This is a genomic window from Nostoc sp. UHCC 0252 (genome assembly GCF_034931145.1).
In the GTDB taxonomy this organism is placed as follows: Bacteria; Cyanobacteriota; Cyanobacteriia; order Cyanobacteriales; family Nostocaceae; genus Nostoc.
This window is the reverse complement of record NZ_JAYGHE010000013.1, coordinates 106,261-128,918: the sequence shown is the minus strand read 5'-3', so window position 1 is coordinate 128,918 and position 22,658 is coordinate 106,261. Positions and strand designations below refer to the sequence as shown.

Annotated in this window: 13 protein-coding genes; 5 read left to right on the top strand and 8 right to left on the bottom strand. The window is 42.7% G+C overall.

Features of this window, described 5'->3' with window-relative positions:
* Window positions 1–115: 115 nt before the first annotated feature.
* From VB732_RS11190 to VB732_RS11175, 4 genes are all read right to left on the bottom strand, one after another.
* Window positions 116–1,156, bottom strand: coding sequence for a hemolysin family protein (locus VB732_RS11190; protein ID WP_323230910.1), 1,041 nt, complete (start codon window positions 1,154–1,156; stop codon window positions 116–118).
* 435 nt (window positions 1,157–1,591) lie between these two features.
* On the bottom strand, window positions 1,592–3,520 hold the full coding sequence (locus tag VB732_RS11185) for an ABC transporter ATP-binding protein (protein WP_323230909.1): 1,929 nt from the start codon (window positions 3,518–3,520) through the stop codon (window positions 1,592–1,594).
* 116 nt (window positions 3,521–3,636) lie between these two features.
* Window positions 3,637–5,397: an ATP-binding protein gene (locus tag VB732_RS11180; RefSeq protein WP_323230908.1), complete on the bottom strand. Its 1,761-nt coding sequence runs from the start codon at window positions 5,395–5,397 to the stop codon at window positions 3,637–3,639.
* A gap of 172 nt (window positions 5,398–5,569) precedes the next feature.
* Window positions 5,570–5,806 carry a hypothetical protein gene (locus tag VB732_RS11175; protein ID WP_323230907.1) on the bottom strand — a complete coding sequence of 79 codons (237 nt, stop codon included), beginning with the start codon at window positions 5,804–5,806 and terminating at the stop codon, window positions 5,570–5,572.
* A gap of 586 nt (window positions 5,807–6,392) precedes the next feature.
* On the opposite strand from VB732_RS11175, the gene lepA reads away from it, so the two are divergent.
* Both lepA and VB732_RS11165 read left to right on the top strand, forming a co-directional pair.
* A complete protein-coding gene (gene lepA, locus VB732_RS11170; RefSeq protein ID WP_323230906.1) occupies window positions 6,393–8,204 on the top strand; it encodes a translation elongation factor 4 in 1,812 nt (603 codons plus the stop codon).
* A 374-nt stretch (window positions 8,205–8,578) separates the two neighbouring features.
* On the top strand, window positions 8,579–11,242 hold the full coding sequence (locus tag VB732_RS11165; RefSeq protein ID WP_323230904.1) for a PAS domain S-box protein: 2,664 nt from the start codon (window positions 8,579–8,581) through the stop codon (window positions 11,240–11,242).
* Between the two features lie 4 nt (window positions 11,243–11,246).
* Here VB732_RS11165 and VB732_RS11160 read toward each other — a convergent pair whose 3' ends face one another.
* Complete coding sequence (locus VB732_RS11160) at window positions 11,247–12,335, bottom strand: 2-aminoethylphosphonate aminotransferase (RefSeq protein WP_323230902.1); 1,089 nt, start codon at window positions 12,333–12,335, stop codon at window positions 11,247–11,249.
* Between the two features lie 558 nt (window positions 12,336–12,893).
* Here VB732_RS11160 and VB732_RS11155 point away from each other — a divergent pair.
* Window positions 12,894–13,079 (top strand): DUF2949 domain-containing protein, encoded by a 186-nt coding sequence (locus VB732_RS11155; RefSeq protein ID WP_323230901.1) that lies wholly within the window; start codon window positions 12,894–12,896, stop codon window positions 13,077–13,079.
* Between the two features lie 91 nt (window positions 13,080–13,170).
* On the top strand, window positions 13,171–15,036 hold the full coding sequence (ftsH4, locus tag VB732_RS11150) for an ATP-dependent zinc metalloprotease FtsH4 (RefSeq protein WP_323230900.1): 1,866 nt from the start codon (window positions 13,171–13,173) through the stop codon (window positions 15,034–15,036).
* Between the two features lie 59 nt (window positions 15,037–15,095).
* Here the strand turns inward: ftsH4 and VB732_RS11145 are convergent, their stop codons facing one another.
* From VB732_RS11145 to VB732_RS11135, 3 genes are all read right to left on the bottom strand, one after another.
* Window positions 15,096–16,295, bottom strand: a complete 1,200-nt coding sequence (locus VB732_RS11145) for an MFS transporter (RefSeq protein ID WP_323230898.1) — start codon at window positions 16,293–16,295, stop codon at window positions 15,096–15,098.
* 293 nt (window positions 16,296–16,588) lie between these two features.
* Window positions 16,589–17,761, bottom strand: coding sequence for a molybdopterin-synthase adenylyltransferase MoeB (moeB, locus tag VB732_RS11140; protein WP_100897118.1), 1,173 nt, complete (start codon window positions 17,759–17,761; stop codon window positions 16,589–16,591).
* Window positions 17,762–17,902: 141 nt separating this feature from the next.
* Window positions 17,903–18,361 (bottom strand): M67 family metallopeptidase, encoded by a 459-nt coding sequence (locus VB732_RS11135; protein ID WP_323230897.1) that lies wholly within the window; start codon window positions 18,359–18,361, stop codon window positions 17,903–17,905.
* A gap of 1,060 nt (window positions 18,362–19,421) precedes the next feature.
* On the opposite strand from VB732_RS11135, the gene VB732_RS11130 reads away from it, so the two are divergent.
* Entirely contained in the window at window positions 19,422–22,037 is a 2,616-nt protein-coding gene (locus VB732_RS11130; RefSeq protein WP_323230896.1) for a calcium-binding protein, read from the top strand.
* The last annotated feature ends 621 nt before the right edge of the window (window positions 22,038–22,658 follow it).

The window sequence follows — 22,658 nt, the reverse complement described above, 5'->3', positions numbered from 1 at the left end:
AACTCCTTCTGTTATTAGTTTACTTGGACTTGTGTGTACACCGTAGCCTTTTAGGAGAGAGGAATGGAAGTGAGGTCAAAATTGTAACTCACGCTTGTCGAGAACCGCTATAAGGTTAATTGTTAACATTCATAGACTGCAACATTTTTTCTCGCTTCTTGCGGGCAATTTCTTGCAAGTCAACAGTTCTATCAGTTTCATCTACAATTTCACCAGTTATCACCTCAAGCACATCTTCCAAAGTGATAATACCAGCGATGCTTCCATATTCGTCCACCACTACTGCAAGATGTTCACGAGCTTCTATGAAGTTTTTCAACAGTTTATCTGCCCTAATTATCTCAGGGACAAAGTTCACTTTTCGAGTCAGACTAGCAATTTTTTGATTGTTACTTCCTTCAACCATCGCTGTCAGTAAATTCTGTTTTAAAGCATATCCAATGACTTTATCAAGAGATCCATCTATTACAATAATTCGGTTGTGTTGGGACGCAATAATGTTGGCTTTCGCTTCAGCAAGAGTCATATCTCCGTAGATATATGTCAGCATGATTCGGGGTGTCATTAAATCAGATGCAGTCACATCATTTAATCTGAACACCCTCTGAATCATTTCTGCTTCCTCACTTTCGATAATTCCCTCTTGATGCCCAATCTTCGCCAACAGCTTTATTTCAGCCTCATTGGTGGTCGGTCGTTTTTGCCCTTTAGAAAAAGGTGCAGTAACATTCTCTAGAATCCAAACTAAGGGAGTGAAAGCAATAGCAAGTCCAGCCACAGGTAAAGCCGCAAGTATGGCAATTTGCTCAGAATAACGTTCTCCAATTGTCTTGGGGATGATTTCACCAAAGATGATAATCAAGAATGTTAATACTCCTGAAAATACACCAAGCCATTGATCTCCTAATACTTGAGTAGCAACACTACCTGTGAGAATACTGCCAATGATATTGAAAGTATTGTTGAGGATTACAATAGCCGCAATAGGTCGATTCATGTTTTCACGAATCGCTAAAAGTGTTACTACTGAACGGTTATTTGATTGTGCTAATTGTCTGACTCTTAGGGTCGAAACAGAGAACAGGGCCGTTTCTACACTAGAACAAAGCGCTGAACCTAAAAGAACAACAAACACAATGAATACAAGCTGTAGCATATAATTTCCCAAGTATCGGGAAGCGAAAGTTGAGCTTAACTGATAGCAAAAGGAGTTGCTATTTTCTTATCTTCTGAGTTTACCGCTTTCCTATTTTAAGCTCATCGTCCGGGAAGGCTTTGCTCCCATAGTACTAGATTTTCCGCTTGTAGGTACTTCGTTCTCAAGCAAAGCCTGGGAATACATTCATTGAGCCTCTGACTCAATTTTTAGCCTCTGGTAAGCCATTCCTATGCAGAACATGAGAACAAGAGAAGAATGGAAAAATCGAGCTTTTTTCGACTTGTGTGTACACGGTAGCCTTTGCAAGGGGGGACTAAGGGGGGTAATTCGACTTGTGTGTACACTGTAGCCTTACCAAGGGGAGGAGGAATGCGTATGTGGAACAAGGGTTTGAGCTTAAGTTGACACCATTCCCCACTCCCTACTCCCTACTCAGTTATAACTACTGGCTTGGCGGGTAAACATTAGGTGATACTGTCCACCTTGTGCCATTAGTTCGTCATGAGTGCCTACTTCAATTATTTGACCGTGTTCTAGGACTACTACTCGGTCTGCTAGTTTTGCTAAAGCGAGGCGATGGCTGACTACAACGGCTATTCTTCCCTTGGACAGAGTACGCAAAATGTTGTAAATCTCGTGTTCTGTTTTCGGATCAAGATTTGCTGTTGGCTCATCAAGTATGAGGAGTTCGGCTGGAGACAGTCGCAACAATGCGCGAGCGATCGCTAATCTTTGCCATTGTCCCCCTGATAGATCGATACCACCTTCTAGCTGTTTGCCTAAAAGGGTTTCCAAACCTTGATCTAGCTTCTCAATTACTCTAGTTAAACCAGCCTCAGCGATCGCTTCCCGAATTGCCTCATCATCTTGCATTTTCGGTAAATTCCCAAAGGCAACATTCTCACGCACGGTAGTCGGAAAACGAGCATAATCTTGCATAACTACATCAATCCGCGATCGCAAATCTTCTAAGGGGAGCGATCGTAAATCCTGCCCGTTCCAAATAATCGCACCTTGGCTAGGATCGTAGAGGCGACACAATAGCTTTGCCAATGTGGTCTTACCAGCACCATTCTCACCCACCAATACAATCATCTCGTTGGGGTGAATTCTTAGATTGATATTTTTCAAGATGGGGCGATCGCTATTGGGATAGGTAAAGGATAGATTTTTGATATCAAGACCTATCTGTGATACTTCATATTCAGTTGCATTTAGAGCAGATGAATTTTTGCCATTTCTTTCAAAGTTCCCATTGTTAAGAGCCGATTCCCTAACTTCTCCCCATGCCTTTGTGACTGACTTTGATTGCAACTCTAGATGAGAACGGGATAATTGCGGCTCTAATTCCAAAAGCTGGAAAATGGGCGTTGTTGCCAGTGCAATATCATACAACTCTGACCCGCCAGACATCAAATTATCCAAACTCCGACGTACTTCTAAAATTACCCCAGTGTAAAGCGCCAAATCCCCTAATGTATGGGTTCCACCTAACACTCCCTGAACGACGTACAGATAAGGTAAAGCAAAGCCTAAGCCACTGAGTAAAGACCAACTAATAACCGCCGTTGTCCCTCGACGGCGGATCTGTTCCATTGCTCTAAAAATGGTGCGGTATAGTCCGTGCCAACGTTCTAGTAGTAAGGGTTGCAAGCTAAACAAGCGTATTTCTTTGGCGTATATTTCCCCGGTTAAAACCGTTTTATATAAGTTCATTTCCCGCAGCATACTTGCTTGGGTTTTTTCTACCCTCCAAACTTGCTTACGGTATTTCCTTTCTACATACATAGCAGGGGTAACGCAGATAAACAAAATTAGGGGTATCCACCAAGCAAGGGATACCGAAAGCAGTATGGCTGGAATGAAAATAAAAATTCCCTCTAGCATCATCACAAGCCTGACACAAAGCTCTGGAAGTCGTAGCACTCCCTTTTCGGTCAACTGCAACAAATTGAGCAAATCGGGTGTTTCAAACAGGGCAATATCTTCAAAAGTGGCAACCTTCTCAATCACTTGTCCTTGGATAAAGCCTGTAATGCGATCGCGCAGGGAAGTATATACAAAACTATTGATGTTAGCGATCGCATCACTCACCAAATTTACCACCAGTGAACCTGCAATACTGGAAAGTAGTAGCGGTTGGGCAAGTATCAAGGCGATCGCATTCTGCGTTGTTCCCGCGCTCAATAAACGGGTAATTTCATCAATGATCACTTTGTTAAGCCAAATGGCGATCGCTGGGCCTGCACCACCCACTAATGTCAAAATTGCCACATAGCGTAGCTCCTTTGGAACTACCTGTATCACCGTTACCACGCTGCGGCGAAATGCTTGGAATGGAGAAATTTCAATTATTTGCATATATTTTAAAGTAGCAAATAATAGCAAAATTCTCAGACCAACGTTGTGATTTAAATTTCAATAATAATTACCAAAAACCTTTAAATTTTAAAACTCCAAACCCAATTCCCAATTCGTTACTCAGCACTACTTGTTGAGTCACCATCACTAGATAAAACCATAACTGGCTGTTGATATAGTGGTACTGTAAATGTCACTGTTGAACCTAGTCCTTCGCCCAGACTATAAAAATGTACTTCGCCGCCCATTGCTTCCACTAGCTTCTGAGATATTGCTAGTCCTAAACCTGTACCACCATACTGACGAGTGCGTGAGCCATCCACCTGAGAGAAGAGTTGAAACAGTTTATCTTGTTTATCCAAAGAAACACCGATACCAGTGTCTGCAACACGTACTCTCACCATGCCAGGAAATTGCTGATCTTGAAAGTTCGCCTTTTTGAGTACTAAATCGGCGCTGACGGTAACGCCGCCCTCATGGGTAAATTTGATGGCATTACCTACCAAATTGAGCATTACTTGTAGCAACCGTTGGTAGTTGCTTTGGACAATGATTTCATCGGAGGTAGCAGGCATTTGCATCCGAAAGCTGAGGTTTCTCATTTCGGCTTGGGGACGCATGAAACTTTCTACATCATTGAATAGCTCATCTAGCTTGACTGGAGCATAAGCTAGCTCCATTTTGCCAGCTTCGATTTTGGCAATGTCCAAAATGTCGTTGATGATATTTAGGAGATGTATCGATAAGCCGTGAGCTTCTTCTAAAAATTGGTTTTGTTCTTCTGGGTCATCTGCCATCCCTTCCAAAATCAGCTTCAAAAAGCCAATCATGCCGTTGAGGGGGGTACGAATTTCATGGGAGACATTAGCCAGAAACTCGCTTTTGAGACGGGAAGCTTCTTCAGCTTTTTGACGCGCGACTTCTAATTCTTCATATAAAGTAGCATGTGCGATCGCAGTTCCCAGTTGATCTGCTGCTTCTTTTGCCAGTTCTAATTCCGATTCTGTTAATGTGTAACATTCATCCTGCCAATTTAAGGCAATCAATCCATTGGCTTGGTCTTGATAGCAAGTCGCAACCACCAAAGTTTTCTGCCGCCCAGACTCCTTGCATCCAGGCACTTCCATCACAACTGGCTCTAGAGTCGTCAAAGCCTGAGCAAAGGCAGGCTCAGAAGTTATATCTATTTCCAAGCCAAGCATTGATTTGAGTTCTAGCTGGCGATATTCAGCTTTTACCTCTACTTTTGAGCTACAAGGCTGATAAGTACAAATAATACAGCGCTCTAGCCGCAGTGCTTTGCCTAAACTGTCAACTGTTTGTTGCCAAATAATATTTAAATCCAATGTCCGGCGAATATTTCTGGTAATGCGAGTTACCAATTTTTGGTGTTGCTGTGAACGTACTGCCAACTCTATTTGAGTGGGCGTTTTTGATGCCACACGCGCTTGTTTTTTATTGAGCGTCGCTTGCACTAAGCGTCCCATAACTAAAACTGTAGTAGCAGTTGTTCCCAAACTCGTCATTACCGGACTAATCACTAAGTCCAACTCAAATAATTCCTGGTGGTAGCTAAACCAACACTGAAACCTTTCTGGCACCAAACTTGTCAAAATTCGGTGCAATCGTTCCAAATAATTAACCTTATCCACCGGGACAAAGCTTTGGGTCTGGTTCAACTCGTCAACTATTTTTTCAGTATTTAACCCCAGAAGTTCGCTGTGCTGCCAATGAAAGGTCAGATAGCGCCCTGCCTTATCTTGTGTATAAACCAACTCGGCTCCTAGAGTTGGTAATGAGCCATCAGTCTTACTGGTAATAGATTCCAGATTTTGAGACAATACATTCGGCAATTGGGAATTGGCAGTAATAGTCATTAATTGAGTTGGATAGACAAAGGGTATCCGACCGTAATTGTACTAAAGCTGCTCAAATTTTTGCATAAATTTTTACAGCTTTTTTGTTTTTATTGGGTATTTTTTGGTGTTTTGAAATTCAGCTTGGCAAACTTCACCTTTTTTAACTTGCATTGACAGATGACTGATGGCATTAATCGTTCCATTCACCGCGAGGAGGAACTGGGGTACGCACAGGGGTGCGCGTTAGCTCGTCATCTCTAAGGATTTCACCACGCAACCACTGGCGAATTGCTACCTCAATCACTTTACTTGGATCGTTGGTGAGATGCTGAATTTGCTCTAGTAACTCGGAGTCCAGGCGGACGGCAATTTCTACCTTATCGGCTCGGGTGTTTTCCGCATCGGTAGTTTTCTCTTGCATATTCATAGGTTTGATATACTGTGAATTGGTTTTGTCTAAAGCTTTGTAAAGTAGTTATATTAATCATTTGGGCTAGTTCACTGAAAAATCTTCAAGGGGACAGTTAAATAGTTCCCCGAAATAGCACCAAAGTAACAGCTTTAAGTTTTAAATCGCATTTTTCATATAACTGACTAGACAATGGCTCTAGAATTTTTGACGATAAATCATCGATCTTGGGTAATTACGGGTCGCAATTGTCCAAAATACTTACATGATCCCTACATGCACTTATTTACATTTATTGTACGCTCCCAGATGTTGAATACTAGCAGCGACAAATAGACTTTCATAATATTCTTAAAAGTCCACCTGTTTAGATCAAAAGTTAAAGATAGGGTGAAGAGGAGCAGGGGGCAGGGGGCAGGGGGCAGGGGGAGCAGGGGAAAGAAAGAATAACTAATGACCAATGACCAATGACAAATGGCCAATGACCAATGACCAATGACCAACTCAGCACTAAAAGCTAGGAGCGTCTTGGCTAAGAAAGCATTAAAATACATTAAGTAAATTGCTCTTTTAACTTTGGTTGCTGCTAAGGCAAAGATAGTATATGACTGACGTTCCCGCAGTTCGCATTCGCAATTTTTGTATTATTGCTCACATCGACCACGGGAAATCAACCCTCGCCGATCGCTTGCTACAAGCTACTGGCACTGTTGAAGACCGACAGATGAAGGAACAGTTCCTCGACAACATGGATCTGGAACGGGAGCGCGGCATTACGATTAAGCTGCAAGCTGCCCGGATGAATTACACAGCAAAAGATGGTCAGCAGTATGTACTGAATTTAATTGATACTCCAGGACACGTAGATTTTTCTTATGAAGTCTCCCGCTCTCTTGTCGCTTGTGAAGGGGCGCTATTAGTCGTAGATGCGTCTCAAGGGGTGGAGGCGCAAACTTTGGCAAATGTTTATTTAGCCTTAGAGAGTAACCTGGAAATTATCCCGGTTTTGAATAAAATTGATTTGCCTGGGGCTGAACCAGAACGGGTAATTGGCGAAATTGAAGAAATTATCGGTTTAGATTGCAGTGGTGCAATTTTGGCTTCTGCTAAAGAAGGAATTGGTATTGATGAAATTTTAGAAGCAGTTGTGGAGCGGATACCGCCACCGCCCAATACCATAAATGAACGCTTACGAGCATTAATATTTGATAGCTATTACGACAGTTACCGGGGAGTGATTGTGTATTTCCGGGTGATGGATGGCACTCTGAAAAAAGGCGATCGCATTCACTTAATGGCATCTGGTAAAGAATTTGAAATTGATGAGTTAGGTGTTCTTTCTCCGACTCAAAAACAAGTTGATGAACTGCACGCTGGGGAAGTGGGCTATTTGGGAGCGGCAATTAAAGCTGTAGCTGATGCACGGGTAGGAGACACAATTACCCTCAGTAAAGCGAAAGCTGAGTCACCTTTACCAGGTTACGCAGAAGCGAACCCGATGGTTTTTTGCGGGATGTTCCCTATTGATGCCGATCAATTTGAAGATTTGCGGGAAGCCTTGGAAAAGCTGGAACTCAACGACGCAGCGCTGCATTACGAACCAGAAACTTCTAGCGCGATGGGGTTTGGCTTCCGTTGCGGGTTTTTGGGCTTGCTGCACATGGAAATTGTTCAGGAGCGTCTAGAGCGGGAGTATAACCTAGATTTAATTATTACAGCCCCCTCGGTGGTTTATAAGGTGATTACCTTGAAAGGTGAGGAACTGTACATCGATAATCCTAGCCGTTTACCTTCTCCCAACGATCGCGAAAGAATTGAAGAACCCTACGTGCAAGTAGAGATGATTACGCCGGAAACCTACGTCGGCGCTTTGATGGAGTTGTCACAAAACCGCCGTGGCATCTTCAAAGATATGAAATATCTCGCCCAAGGACGAACCACACTTACGTATGAGCTACCCTTGGCGGAAGTTGTGACTGACTTTTTCGATCAAATGAAATCGCGATCGCGCGGTTACGCCAGTATGGAATATCACATCATCGGCTACCGTGAAAATCCTCTGGTGAAGCTGGATATCATGATTAACGGCGATCCTGTGGATTCCTTGGCGATGATTGTCCATCGGGATAAAGCTTACAACGTCGGGCGGGCAATGGCAGAAAAACTCAAAGAATTAATTCCCCGCCATCAATTCAAAGTGCCAATTCAGGCATCTATTGGCAGTAAAGTTATTGCCAGCGAACATATCCCTGCTTTGCGGAAAGATGTGTTAGCCAAGTGTTACGGTGGTGACATCAGTCGGAAGAAGAAACTTTTGCAGAAGCAAGCAAAAGGTAAAAAGCGGATGAAATCTGTAGGTACTGTGGACGTACCCCAAGAAGCTTTTATGGCAGTACTACGCTTGGATCAAAGCTAAATAGAAAGAAGAATTCAGGAGTCAGGAGTCAGAATTCAGAATGAATTAAAGTCCGCATATCCTGCGGGAAGCAAGTTAGGCGTAGCATTTATTAGAAAGTGTCTGAATGTACTCTTTTTAATGCCCCAGCAAAATTTTCTGAATTCTGAATTCTGAATTCTGAATTCTGAATTCTCTTTCAACATCTGCTAATTTTAATTACAAAGACTGTCAACAGCAGCTTTAAATGTAAGTGTTTCAGCCTACTATTACGGGTTGAGTTTGCAGAAAGTTAGAGACTAACTCACTGTTGGCTCAACTATCCTTGAGTGTGCCTCTAATGTGGGATTTCTAACAGCAAAATATAATAATTCATTTTAGAAATTCAAAAGATCATGAGTTGGAAGCAAGCCCAAGAAGGATTATTTGAGGCAGATCAAAAGTATCGCACTCTGGTAGAACAAATTCCGGGCGTTGTTTATATTTTACCAATTAATACCACTGCTCAAGAAGCTTATATTAGTCCGCAACTGAAAGAATTATTAGGCATTGCTCCCGAAGATTGGAATTCTAGTTTTTTGAATAGTTGGTCAGATTATATTCATCCAGGCGATCGCGATCGCTATTGCCAAGCTGTAAAAGCAACGATCGCTACCAAAGAACCTTTGAGTGTCGAGTATCGGATGATTAGGTGCGATGGCAGGACAATTTGGGTGCGGGATCAAGCTAATCTTGTTCTCTATGCCGATGGAGATCAGGTACTTCAGGGTTTAGTCTTTGATATTAGCGAATATAAGCTGGCACAAATAGCATTGCAAGAGAGCGAAGCGCGTTATCGTGCCATCCTCGAAGATCAAACAGAACTGATTGCTAGAGGCTTACCAGATGGTACTGTTACCTTTGTTAATGAAGCTTTCTGTCGATTTTTTGGATTGAAGCGGGAAGAGATTATTGCCCAGCACTACGAACCTGTTGTCTTTGAGGAAGATCGAGAAGGTGTTTTTAATTTGGTAAATTCAATCAGTTCAGAAAATCCCGTGATTACCATTGAAAATCGGGCCATCACTTATCAAGGGATACGCTGGACACAGTGGATTATTCGAGGGATATTTGATGACCAGGATACTCTTGTAGAACTTCAGTCTGTTGGACGAGATGTTACTGCTCGCAAACGGGCAGAAGAAGCCTTAAGTGAAAATGAAAATAAATTCCGTGCGATCTTCAATCAAACCATTCAGTTTATCGGATTACTTCAGCCCAATGGAGTTGTATTAGAAGTGAACCAAACAGCACTAGACTTTGCTGGAATTACTCGACAAGAAATTGTCGGTAAGCCATTTTGGGAAGGAAAATGGTGGACAATTTCTTTAGAGACACAAGCGGAATTAAAAACTGCGATCGCTGCTGCTGCTAATGGTGAATCTATTCGCTATGAAGTTGAAATCTTGGGCCGAGATGATCGAGCGATCGCAATTGATTTTTCACTACGTCCCATACTCGATGAAACAGGGCGTGTGACACTACTGATTTCCGAGGGACGAGATATTAGTGAATATCAAGCCGCGCTACACGAACGCCACAAAGCTGAAGAAGCATTGCGCTCAAGTCAAGATTTTTTACAAAAGGTTGCTAATACCGTACCGCATATTTTGTATTTATTTGACCTACTAAAAGGAACAAGCGTTTATCTTAACCAGAAAAGTATTAGTATTTTAGGTTACTCTCCAGAGGAATTTTGTAACGCAGATCCGCAGTGGTTCATAAATTGCTTTCATCCAGACGACCAACACCTCTGTTATGACGTACCTAGTCGCTTCATCAACCTTGGCGATAACGAAGTTCTTTCCACTGAATACCGATTCCGACACAAAAATGGGGAGTGGCGTTGGCTGAATACACGAGAAGTTGTATTTGCTAGAGATGCTAGCGGTACTCCAACGCAGATTCTTGGCTCGGTAGAAGACATTAGCCCTCGCAAACAAGCCGAAGTCATGTTGAGACAACAGGCAGAAGGAGAACGGCTAATTACTGAAGTAACTCAACAGATTCGGCAATCGCTGAATTTGCATGAGGTTTTGAATACAACAGTCAATAGTATTCGAGAGTGTTTGGGTTCAGATTCCGTAGCTATCTACCAGTTAGACTCTAACGGAAGTGGCAATTTTGCGGCGGAATCAGTAGTTAGTGGGTACTCTCACCGATTAGAAGATATAATCCACCCATTTTCGAGAAAACGAGATTTTAGCCGCTATCATCAGGGATTCCCTACAGTTCTGCATGATATTCAGGAATCTGATTTGTCAGCCGATCTTTTTGAGTTAGTGCAACTCTATGGAATTAAGGCTGCTATGGTAGTGCCAATTTTGAATGGAGAGAATTTGTGGGGTTTGCTGATTGCTCACCAGTGTAGTAAACCTCGTTACTGGCAGGCATTTGAAGTTAATTTATTGCAGCAATTGGCAAGTCAGGTAGCGATCGCTATTCATCAATCAGTACTTTATCAGCAAGTACAAGCCGCTAATGAAGAATTGCAAAGATTAGCAACCCTAGATGGCTTGACTCAAATAGCCAATCGCCGCCGATTCGATCAGTATCTTCAAGATGAATGGTATCGACTCAAACGTGAGCAATTGCCATTGTCTTTAATTTTGTTCGATGTCGATTTTTTTAAACCCTACAACGATACTTATGGGCATTTAGCAGGGGATGATTGTTTACGGCAATTGGGAAATGCCCTCAAAAGTATTATTAAGCGCCCAGCCGATGTAGTAGCCCGTTACGGCGGTGAAGAATTTGCTGCCATTCTGCCAAATACAGAGATTAAAGGATCAATCTATATAGCTCAAACTATTCGCCAAGCAGTCCGCGACTTAGCCATTCCCCATGCTCAATCTAGTGTTAGCGATCGCATTACCGTCAGTCTAGGTGTTGTCAGCATTGTGCCGAATTGCAACATTTCGTCGCAAGATTTGATTAATGCTGCCGACAAAGCACTTTATGTAGCTAAACAGCAAGGGCGCGATCGAGTTCATGCTGTTAGCGTTGTTATCCCTTCGTGAACTATTACGAATTACGAATAATTTGTTTAACCACAACAAGAAAACGTTCCATATCTGCTTGGGTAATGGCTCCCATTGTTGATACTCGGAAAATAGATTGGGCTAAATTTCCCTGTCCCGAATAAATGATATAGTTTTGTGCTTTGAGTTGGTCGTGAAATTCCTCGTAGCTGAAACCGTTTGGTAAGTAGTAGGCATTCAAGACAACGGATGTGCCAAGAAGAAGTAAAGGTTTAATTCCCATTGAGGTTAATCCGTCTCTGACTAAGCTGGCAAGTTGGTTGTAATGGCTGTGTCTGGCACGCCAACCCCCTGCTTCGGTCATTTCTTGCAAAGCTTCTGTTAAGGCATAAAATGTCTGTATTGATTGCGTAAAAGGTGTACCGCCTCGGTCTTGCTGCTGGCAATAGGTTCCTAAATCTAAATATAAAGTGCGGGGGATTGTGTCTACTGGTAGTGCATCCCGTTGCAGGATGACAAAGGACACTCCAGGAACCCCATGCAAACATTTATTAGCTGTTGCAGCGCAAGCAGTGATTCCCCAGTCTGCAAAATTTAGTTCCTCTGCACCAAAGCTGCTGACACCATCTACTAGTAGTTTTATCCGGCGTTCTTGACAAATTGGCGCAAGTTCCAACAAATTATTGAGGCGACCGGTGGTAGTTTCGTGATGGACGACAGCCAAGTGGGTGATGTCGGTGTTTTCATCTAAAAGTTTGACTAAAGCATTGATATCTATTTCGGCATTCCAAGGATGAGAAAGTGTGATGTAATTAATTCCGTGGATTTTGGCGATTTTGGATAGTCGTTCCCCGTATACACCGTTTTCAATTACTAGTAATTTCCCATTTCTGGGTACTAAACTGCTGATCATCGCTTCCATTGCGGCAGTACCAGAACCAGTGAGGAGAACTGCTGCCCAGCGATCGCTTCCAAGACCGTACACTTGGAGTAATTGTTCGCGGATTCGGCTCTGAAGTTGGGAAAATTCTACCTCACGGTGACACAAATCGGGACGCAACAGGGCATTTCTGACGCGATCGCTTAAATTCACGGGGCCAGGATTTAGTAAAATCATTTTGTCATTTGTCATTGGGCATTAGTGACTTTAACCTTTATTTGACCTTGCGATCGCTCGGTTTATATCTCTAGATAGATATATAAATAAATCATTGGAGTTTTCCAAAAAATAAATGATCCAAAACCCGTCATTGCGAGCGAAGCGAAGCAATCCCAGCCCTTGCGATTGCTTCGCTTCGCTCGCAATGACAATTGAGCATTTTTTTACTTGGATTACTCTTGCTGAAAAAAGAACATAACACGGAGATTTTTGTTTGCGTCTCACAATCTCTCCATCTTCTTTAAGAACGTTCTGTGCATTAAAATTTTCTCATTTCTAGTGCTGTTAAGTCTTTGAGTACGGTAAACCGTATTTGCTTGTTAGTTCCCAAAGATTAATTTAATTGTTAAGTTTAGTTACATAAATAAAAAATGCTGCAACATTGCTAAACAGGAGAAAATATGAAAATAGGTAGTATCCTTAAGGATCAACACGAATTAAACAACCTTGCAATGCAATCTGAAGATCGCATTACACAAGTCAAGCTCTCTCAGAAATAAAACTTATTTAACAACATTGTTTAACATTGCGATGAAAGCTACAGATCAATTGGTGCATTTTTTAAAAGAAGATTTGGGCATTTCTGGTGGAGCAATTTCTCTTGCTTTGCGCCACTGTGAGCAGACCCCCAACTTCCTGGCTATGACCCTCTGGCAGTATGGATTGATAACACTGGATCAGTTAGCCCAAATTTTTGATTGGTTGGAAACAGTATAAGCTGCTTCAACTCTTTAGGCTGGAAATATCTAATTTTTCCATAAAGTCACATTCTCAATAGTTTTGATTCTAAGGATTGGTAATAAAATCTATGGCAATTAAAGAACAACCTAAGTCACCTCGGTTTCGGATCATTGCAAATATATTATTGGCAGTATCAGGGCTATTTTTGCTCTTAAATTTATTTTTGCCTGGTTTATTTGCTTCCGGCCCGACTGGTGTTCCTTACAGCTTGTTTATTCATCAAGTACAAGAAGGGGAAGTCAACCGGGTTTCTGTTGGTCAAAACCAGATTCTCTACGAACTAAAAACAGAAAATGCCGAGCCGGGGTCGGTGTTTGCAACTACACCAATTTTTGATTTAGAGTTACCCAAACTGCTAGAAGAAAAGGGAGTTGAGTTCGCTGCTACACCTCCACCCAAGAATACTTGGATTACAACCCTCTTAAGTTGGGTGATTCCACCACTGATTTTTATTGGTATTTGGCAATTCTTTCTGTCACGTGGCGGCGGCGGTGGCCCTCAAGGTGCGCTTTCCATCGGTAAGAGCAAAGCTAAGGTTTACGTTGAAGGCGAATCAGCTAAAATTACCTTTGCAGATGTGGCTGGTGTAGAAGAAGCAAAAACTGAGTTAGTAGAAATTGTAGATTTCCTCAAGACTCCGGCACGCTTTACCCAAATTGGCGCGAGAATTCCCAAAGGTGTGTTGTTAGTTGGCCCTCCTGGGACTGGTAAGACACTTTTAGCGAAAGCCGTAGCCGGAGAAGCTGGAGTTCCATTTTTTAGCATATCTGGTTCCGAGTTTGTAGAATTGTTTGTCGGTGTAGGTTCTTCCAGAGTGCGGGACTTGTTTGAGCAAGCTAAAAAACAGGCTCCCTGTATTGTATTCATTGATGAATTAGATGCAATTGGTAAGTCTCGTAGCAGTAACGGCTTCTACGGTGGTAACGATGAGCGAGAACAAACCCTCAACCAATTACTAACAGAAATGGACGGGTTTGCAGCTGGTGATGCAACAGTGATTGTCTTAGCAGCTACCAACCGCCCCGAAAGCCTTGATTCTGCATTGCTGCGTCCAGGTCGCTTTGACCGCCAAGTGTTGGTAGACCGTCCTGATTTATCTGGTCGGGAAGCAATTCTCAAAATTCACGCTCAAAAGGTAAAATTAGGAAATGATGTAGACTTAAGAGCGATCGCTACTCGTACCCCTGGTTTTGCTGGTGCAGATTTAGCAAACTTGGTAAATGAGGCCGCATTATTGGCTGCTCGCAATATGCGTGAAAGTGTGGCTCAAGAAGACTTCGCCGAAGCAATTGAGCGGGTAGTCGCCGGCTTAGAGAAAAAGAGTCGCGTGATGAATGAGACTGAGAAAAAGATTGTTGCATACCATGAAGTTGGCCATGCAATGGTCGGGGCGCTAACCACAGGAAACGGACGTGTAGAAAAGATTTCGATTATTCCCCGTGGGATGGCAGCTTTGGGCTACACCCTGCAATTACCAACTGAAGACCGCTTTTTGATGAATGAAGAGGAATTGCGGGGTCAGATTGCAACTCTATTAGGTGGACGTTCCGCCGAAGAGGTTGTGTTTAACAGTATTACAACAGGTGCTTCCAACGATTTGCAACGAGCAACTGACTTGGCAGAACGGATGGTAACATCTTATGGTATGAGCAAAGTCTTAGGGCCATTAGCTTACCAACAAGGACAACAATCGATGTTTTTGGGTAATGGTGGGGCTAATCCCCGACGGGCGGTGAGTGAAGACACATCCAAAGCTATTGATAGCGAAGTCAAGGAAATCGTGGAAACAGCCCACGAACAAGCCCTAGAGATTCTTAGACAGAATCGAGACTTGCTAGAAGCGATCGCAACTCAACTCTTAGAAACAGAAGTCATTGAAGGGGAAAAACTACACAGTTTCTTGAGTCAGGTTAAACCCGTAACTAATTCGTAATTCGTAATTCGTAATTCGTACATTGAGGGACGCAGAGGACAACTTTGCGTCCCTCTGCGTTAAACCTCTGCGTTCCTTTGCGTTTCAGAAATGCCACTCACAATAATACAAACACCAGCTAATAGAAATGCCAATGCACCGCCAACTGCACCAATCAAAGGTGTTATTGCTTGCGGTTGGGGAAATATGACACCAAACAAACTCATGGCTAACGCGAAGCCACCAAAATACATCCCAATTCCTAATCCCACCCATCGCTGCGGTACTAGTCCTAAAGCAAAAGGAATTGCCCCATTGACAATTAAACTAAAGCCAGCAACTATTAATAGAATTATCGGAATTTGTGCGCCCACAGATATCATTATCAGTAACGAGGGAACGATCGCACAGATCCCACAAAGCATTGCTTGACTATTACCAATTTTGACGGCAAATATTCCTGCTGGTATGCTGGCAATTGCGATCGCTAATCCAATCCACACCATAAGCAGATCAACATTATCAGTATTGAGTTGGGTCTTTAGAACTTTACCCAAGACATCAAAGAGAAATCGGATACCCCACGCTACACCAAAACCAGTTACTAAAATCAACGCCAATTTTTGTAACGGCAACTTTACTATTTCTATTTGGTGTCTATCCACTGGTGCTTCTGGAGGATTGACTAACCGCAACACAGCCGCCGCCCCCAGCATGACGAAAGAACCAATCGCAAAGGTATAAACTGGCCCTAAGCTGAGAATAAACTTGTGGCTTATCGGTCTAAAAGCCCCAATCAAACCGCCTGCTAAAGTGACAACACTTACTGCTAAAGGTAACTGGGCTGGTGTAGAATACATTCCCAATAGGCACATCGCTGGAGAACGAAATATTGTCATTGCTAATGCCCAGGCTACCAATACTATAGGTAAGAGCGATCGCATCACGGTAGTAGCCGGAATCAAACTCACAACGCAAGGTATGGCAATAAACAAAGCCGATGCCAAAATCATCCCTACTGAGATGAAGGGAAACCGAGTCCCTACCCAGCGTCTAGCTTGGTCTGAAAGTCCGCCCATCAATGGTTCCAGCACCGCACCCAGGGCATTCTCGACTAGCACCAAGGCAACTGCCAGTGAAGCGGGAAAACCAAACTGAGTCAGAAGTTGTGGCAGATATATATTATAAATTAACCAGGTGAGAGTAATTGCTCCCTGCACCATTGCCAATACCCAAACTTGCACCCATAAAATATTGAAATGAGATTTTGAGGTAGTCAAGTCGCTTCGCTCCAATTAAAAATTAAAAATTATTAATTAAAAATTTCAAAACGCTTTTTAGGAGACCCTGCGCCTAACTTGCTTCTTTGCAGCAGTACGTGGTCTCGCTAACACTGCGCTATCTATCATTGTTAGCTCTGTAGCAAAATTAATTAATTAAAAATAGAATAATTTTTAACTTTTAATTCCAAAAAGGTCATCAGCAAATGAGAAGTGGCGACTTAAACCGCAAACTCGCTTTGCTCAAGGCAGAAAACAGAGGCTAGTATTCCTCCTGCCTTCTGCCTCTCTTTTTAATATTCTGGAACTGAAGGATCGATTTCTCGACTCCAAGCGGTAATTCCGCCTTTGACATTCGTCCCGACAATCCCGGCTTCTTTGAGGATGGCGAGGGCTTTTGCCGATCGCCCGCCCATCTTACAATGAGCAATTAAACGGTGGCCGTTTAATATTTCCTTCACTTTAGCAACGCCATTGCCATTTTCAATGTCTGGTAAAGGCACTAACACCGAACCAGGAATCTTGGCAATATCGTACTCATTAGGGTTGCGGACATCTAGCAGCACAAAATCTTTCGCACCACTATCTAGCAATTCCTTCAAATCCTTAACAGTCATTTCTTGACTTTCCATCTGCTGTTTTGCCTCTTCTGCCTTAGCTTGTGGAATTCCGCAAAATTCTTCGTAGTCTACCAGCTTTTCAATCACTGGGCGAATTGGGTTAGGACGCAGTTTCAACTCCCGAAATTTCATATCTAAGGCATTATATAGCAGCAATCGTCCACTTAAAGTATTACCTTGTCCCAAAATGATTTTGACAGTTTCCGTTGCTTGGATTAAACCAATAATTCCTGGCAAAATCCCCAGTACGCCACCTTCTGCACAAGAGGGAACCATTCCTGGTGGTGGTGGTTCTGGGAAAAGGTCACGATAATTTGGCCCACCTTGGTAGTTAAATACAGTAGCTTGCCCTTCAAAGCGTAAAATTGAACCGTAGACGTTTGGCTTATTCAATAATACGCAGGCATCGTTAACTAGATATCTAGTGGGGAAGTTATCAGTACCATCCACGACGATATCGTAAGGTTGCAGGATTTCTAGGGCGTTTTCGGAAGTCAGGCGAGTTTCGTATAAATCAACCTGACAATAGGGGTTAATCTCGTGAATGCGGTTTTTTGCCGATTCAATCTTGGGTTTACCCACCCAAGATGTCCCGTGGATGACTTGGCGTTGCAGATTGGAAGTATCAACAACATCGAAATCCACAATTCCGATGCGTCCAATACCCGCCGCCGCCAGATATAAAAGTAGTGGTGAACCTAGTCCACCTGTACCGATACACTGTACACTAGCGGCTTTCAGGCGCTTTTGTCCTTCTAGTCCTACTTCCGGTAAAATCAGGTGTCGGGAGTAGCGTTCGTAATCGTCTTTGGTCAACTGGATTTCATCCAGATTGGGGTTGAGCATAGCAGTTATGATCTGGGAGAGCGGAATATTATCCTATCGAAAAACTGTATCTCTTATGGAGATGTCTAGTGGGGAAGATGAATTTTATATCCGTGTTGGCGGCTAAAACCGCTACGAGTGACTGTCTTTAAACTAAGCCAGTTATTTTATATTTTCAATTGTCTCTGTTTGGAACTGATGATGATCATCAAGGCTCCAGCTTTGAAGTTCTCCAGCTTTACCGTTTTGGACGGTAACTATTATATACGAGTATCCTTGCCAAGCATATAGGCGATCGCATTCTGAAGGGATAGCAGGATGATCTGGGTGGGAGTGAAAAATGCCGATAATGCTCAGTAAGCGATCGCGTGCTTCCTTTTGCATTTTTAGCATAACTTCGGGTGCGATCGCATATTGCCGTCTTTTACTTTCTGCTGTGCGTTCCCCTGGGAACTCAGCCGCCGCTTCTGTGTTCCAAGCATTTTCTGTTGGCACGACTTGTACCACAGTTCTACCCTCATTAGCCAGATAGCCCAAAATTATACCGCAACACTCATCTGGATAGGTGCTTTCGGCATGGGTGCGGATAGTTTGCAAGTGTTCTTGGCTAATTTGAATCATCTCTGCATTTATAATTTTGCAATCACTGAATTTTATTTTCATCATAGCGATCGCAGCGAACCTTTAATAAGCAATCAAGCGCGTATAGTCCAAAACACTCACTTGTAGAGACGGCGATTTATCGCGTCTCTGTGCGTTTCACTACAAACTCAGCAGCTGCTTCTACAAAAAAAGCCAGGAAGAAAGAAATATTAAGTCTTCTTGGCAAAGTTCGTTTATGTTCCCTCTGTAGTTTTTGTAACTTGCGGTAAGTATTTTATAGTAACGAATATTACCATAAGTATGCGTAGCCCTCCACAGCCATTACAGCGTTCAAAAAGAAAAATATGTATTTTTTTATCATTGAGCATCTTGAAAGTTTCTTCCTTTCAAAACCTTTGTTTCAGGTTCCTTTTGACTGCTGCTGTTTGCAAAATATTAACTATAACTTCTTAAAATGTGAAGAACACACTAAGAGAATTTCTTAGCATATATGTATTTCAACAGATAATGTAAAGAGTATGCGAAGATGTCCCATTAAGTATGGACATCTAAGTAAATATTCAGTATTTAGTTAATATCAGGTTATTTAAATGTTCCCTATTTTTAAGCTAGACACCCACAGGCAATAGCCCACAACAAGGGTATTAAAATCACCTCTTCTATTAAGAGTTAATTGTTGCCTATTTTCAAACACTAGAATTTACGCATTGACGAAAAATTAAAGTATGAGATGTGGTTTTCGGGCGTTTAAGCTCGATTTCACCATGCTTTTTCAGTGATTTCTACCTACGCTATTAAACCGACGATGATTGTAAAAAGCCTGAAATGAACTATTTCAGTCTATCTACACAGTCATTAATTTGTACAGCGTGTGAGACTTTAATGTGCTAATACCCGCGTATTATCAAGCCGATTAACAGAGTAGAATTTCAAGAAAATTACTGTCCCTCAAGGGTGACATAAAAATATACCGAAAGTGTAAACTCTCGGCGAGTTCTTATGTTCTAAAACAGTACTAACTCCAGGCTGAGAACTTTAAAGTTATTGAGAAAAAATTCATTAAGGAAGGATAAAAGTTATGACAAATATCATTGGAAGCAAGAGTGATGATAATCTACTTGGCAGCAATGGTGCTGACAGGATTAAGGGTAAAGCCGGTAACGACACTCTGACTGGTGGTGGTGGCAATGATAAATTTATTTACAATTTGGGTGATGGTACTGATACGATTACTGATTTTGGTGGCATCGGTAAAGGAACAAACCCCACACCAGCAGTCATGGCTGAAGTGGATACGCTCAAATTCCAGGGTGCTGGTTTCACTGCCAAAAATCTCTTGCTTACCCAGAATGGCAACAATCTGGAAATTACCTTTGATGGAGTGGCCAATAGCAAAATTATCCTGAAAAACTTCAACTTAGAAAACTTGGAGAACCTGAACGCTTCTGGAACAAGACCAGCTATTGGCAATATCCTGTTTGATGGACAAACTAGTATCACTGACAGTTTTAATGTCTTAAACGCCGACTCCACCGATACTAGTCTGGGTATCAAGAACACAGTGACTTTCCTCAATGACCTCGACAATAACATTACAGGTTTAGACGATTCAAATGATGTCATTAATGGTCAGGGCGGTAATGACAAAATTGACGGCAAAAGTGGTAACGACCTTTTAAGAGGTGGTGCGGGGAAGGATACTCTTATTGGTGGTGCGGGCAATAATACTCTCAACGGTGGTACAGGTGACGATAGCTTGAGTGCTAGCAGTTCAACAGGGGATAATCTACTTTCTGGAGATGATGGCAATGATTCTCTTGATGTCTCTGGCTACCGATACATGAACTACCCAGACGGTGACGACCTTCGCTCGTCTGGCAAGAATACCCTCAATGGTGGCGCTGGTGACGATAACTTGAGTGCTAGCGGTTCAACAGGCAATAATCTGCTCTCTGGGGGCGATGGTAATGATTATCTCTCCGTCTCTGGCTATTACCAAGGACATTTCTACTCTAATGATGACTCTCGCTCAGAAGGCAATAACACCCTCAACGGTGGCGCTGGTAACGATAACTTGAGCGCTAGTGGTTCAAAAGGCGACAACCTACTTGATGGCGGCGACGGCAATGATACTCTCTCCATCTCTGGCTACTACAAGTACACTCCCAACGAAGACCCCCACGAACCCCGAGACGTCTCCATCACATACGACTCTCGCTCGTCTGGCAAGAACACCCTCAATGGTGGTGCTGGTGATGATTACTTGAATGCTAGCGGTTCAACAGGCAATAACCTACTGGATGGTGGTAGGGGGAATGATACTCTCATTGGTGGTGCAGGTAATGATACCCTCAACGGTGGTACTGGTGACGATTACTTAAATGTTGACGGTACACCAGGCAATAACCTACTTTCTGGTGGCGATGGCAATGATTTTCTCTCGGCATTAGGTGACTACGTGGGCAATGTGGTCACTGGTAATAACACTCTCAAGGGTGGTGCTGGTAACGATACCTTGAGTGCCGACGGTTCACCTGGCGATAACCTACTTTCTGGTGGCGATGGCAATGATTCTCTCTCTGTATCTGGTGGCTACTACGACCCAAGGGTGACTGGGAATAACACCCTCAAAGGCGGTGCTGGTAACGATACATTAAGTGCTTACTTTTCAGAAGGTGATAACTTACTGGATGGTGGCGATGACAACGATCATCTTTCCGTCAATCTTGCCAACGGTAATAATACTCTTAAAGGTGGCACTGGTGACGATTTCCTGAGCGCTAACATTTCAACAGGTAATAATCTGCTCTCTGGTGGTGATGGCAATGATTCTCTCTTTGCCTCTAACTTTGAAGGCTACAGATTTGATAACACATCAGGTAATAACACCCTTAAAGGTGGCGCTGGTGACGATTACCTAGATGTAAGCTATTCACGAGGCGATAACCTACTTTCTGGTGGCGATGGCAATGATTCTCTCTCCGGTTCTAGCTACGGCCGCGGTTTCGGAGGAACATTGTATAAGACTACTGGAAATAACACCCTTAACGGTGGTGAAGGTGATGATAACTTGAATGTTGACTATTCATCAGGTGATAATTTGTTGAATGGAGACAATGGCGATGATTATCTTTCCGCCTCTGGCTATGAGTACGACGAGTATGGCGACTACGACGGCTATGGCGAAGGAATCTATCGCAGAACGTTAGGCAATAATACTCTCAATGGTGGTGCTGGTGCAGATAAGTTGGTTGTTGATTATTCAACAGGCAATAACTTACTCTTTGGAGGTGATGGTAATGATACTCTTTCTGCATCTAACGCATTAGGTAATAACACTCTTTATGGTGGCAATGGTAATGACATTCTCACAGGAGGGAACGGTACTGATACCTTTGCTTTCAATAGTTACACTGAAGACGTTGATAGTATTTATGATTTCAATGCCACTAATGACCTGATTCAGGTATCGGCTGCTGGTTTTGGTGGCGGGTTATCAACAGGTTTACTTCAGACAAGTCAATTTACTATCGGCACATCTGCAACCACGATCGCTCAACGATTCATTTATGATAATTCTACAGGTGGGCTGTACTTTGACCAAGATGGCAGTGCGGCTGGGTTTAGTCAGGTACAACTTGCTCAACTATCTGCTGGATTGTCAGTAACCAACAATAATTTTGTGGTTGTTTAATTTTAATTAGGGATTTCCAAAAAATAAATTTAGGAGTCACGCAAAACTACACGGTGTAGGGGCAATTCATATAGACACATTCGCAAACCGTCTTATAGAGAAGCGAACGGCTTTCCGAAGGGTGTTGCCCCTACCGACAAAATATAAGGTGCTAAAAATAGCACCTTATATTTTATTGATCAATGCAATAAATGTTAAACAAAAGAGGTATTGCTGAATGATCTCTTGATTCATCAACACCTTTTGGCTGAGTTATATCAGGTTCGACTTAATACTTATGTCATTGCAAGCGTTGCGCGGCAATCCCAAACCTTTGCGATTGCTATCTCTACGAGACGCTACGCGAACATTCCACTTCGTTGCATTCGCAATGACATATTATAAGTGATTTGCCGAACATGATATTAGATCATGTCTGCGTTGTGATTTTGATCATTTACAGCGATCGCTGTAGAGATATTGAAGAAGAATTCAGAAGTCAGAATTCAGAATTCAGGAGTCAGAATGAATGAGTGGGGGACTTAAACCCGTTTATTCATCCGCCACTCGCACAGAATTCAATTCTGAATTCTGGCTCCTGACTCCTGAATTCTGTTCGTTGAAAATAGATACAGCCGATTG

What these genes read in the sequence shown, in the direction of transcription:
- VB732_RS11190 (WP_323230910.1), bottom strand. Translation starts at nt 1,156, where the DNA reads ATGCTACAGCTTGTATTCATTGTGTTTGTTGTTCTTTTAGGTTCAGCG.
- VB732_RS11185 (WP_323230909.1), bottom strand. Translation starts at nt 3,520, where the DNA reads ATGCAAATAATTGAAATTTCTCCATTCCAAGCATTTCGCCGCAGCGTG.
- VB732_RS11180 (WP_323230908.1), bottom strand. Translation starts at nt 5,397, where the DNA reads ATGACTATTACTGCCAATTCCCAATTGCCGAATGTATTGTCTCAAAAT.
- VB732_RS11175 (WP_323230907.1), bottom strand. Translation starts at nt 5,806, where the DNA reads ATGAATATGCAAGAGAAAACTACCGATGCGGAAAACACCCGAGCCGAT.
- lepA (WP_323230906.1), top strand. Translation starts at nt 6,393, where the DNA reads ATGACTGACGTTCCCGCAGTTCGCATTCGCAATTTTTGTATTATTGCT.
- VB732_RS11165 (WP_323230904.1), top strand. Translation starts at nt 8,579, where the DNA reads ATGAGTTGGAAGCAAGCCCAAGAAGGATTATTTGAGGCAGATCAAAAG.
- VB732_RS11160 (WP_323230902.1), bottom strand. Translation starts at nt 12,335, where the DNA reads ATGACAAATGACAAAATGATTTTACTAAATCCTGGCCCCGTGAATTTA.
- VB732_RS11155 (WP_323230901.1), top strand. Translation starts at nt 12,894, where the DNA reads ATGAAAGCTACAGATCAATTGGTGCATTTTTTAAAAGAAGATTTGGGC.
- ftsH4 (WP_323230900.1), top strand. Translation starts at nt 13,171, where the DNA reads ATGGCAATTAAAGAACAACCTAAGTCACCTCGGTTTCGGATCATTGCA.
- moeB (WP_100897118.1), bottom strand. Translation starts at nt 17,761, where the DNA reads ATGCTCAACCCCAATCTGGATGAAATCCAGTTGACCAAAGACGATTAC.
- VB732_RS11135 (WP_323230897.1), bottom strand. Translation starts at nt 18,361, where the DNA reads ATGATTCAAATTAGCCAAGAACACTTGCAAACTATCCGCACCCATGCC.
- VB732_RS11130 (WP_323230896.1), top strand. Translation starts at nt 19,422, where the DNA reads ATGACAAATATCATTGGAAGCAAGAGTGATGATAATCTACTTGGCAGC.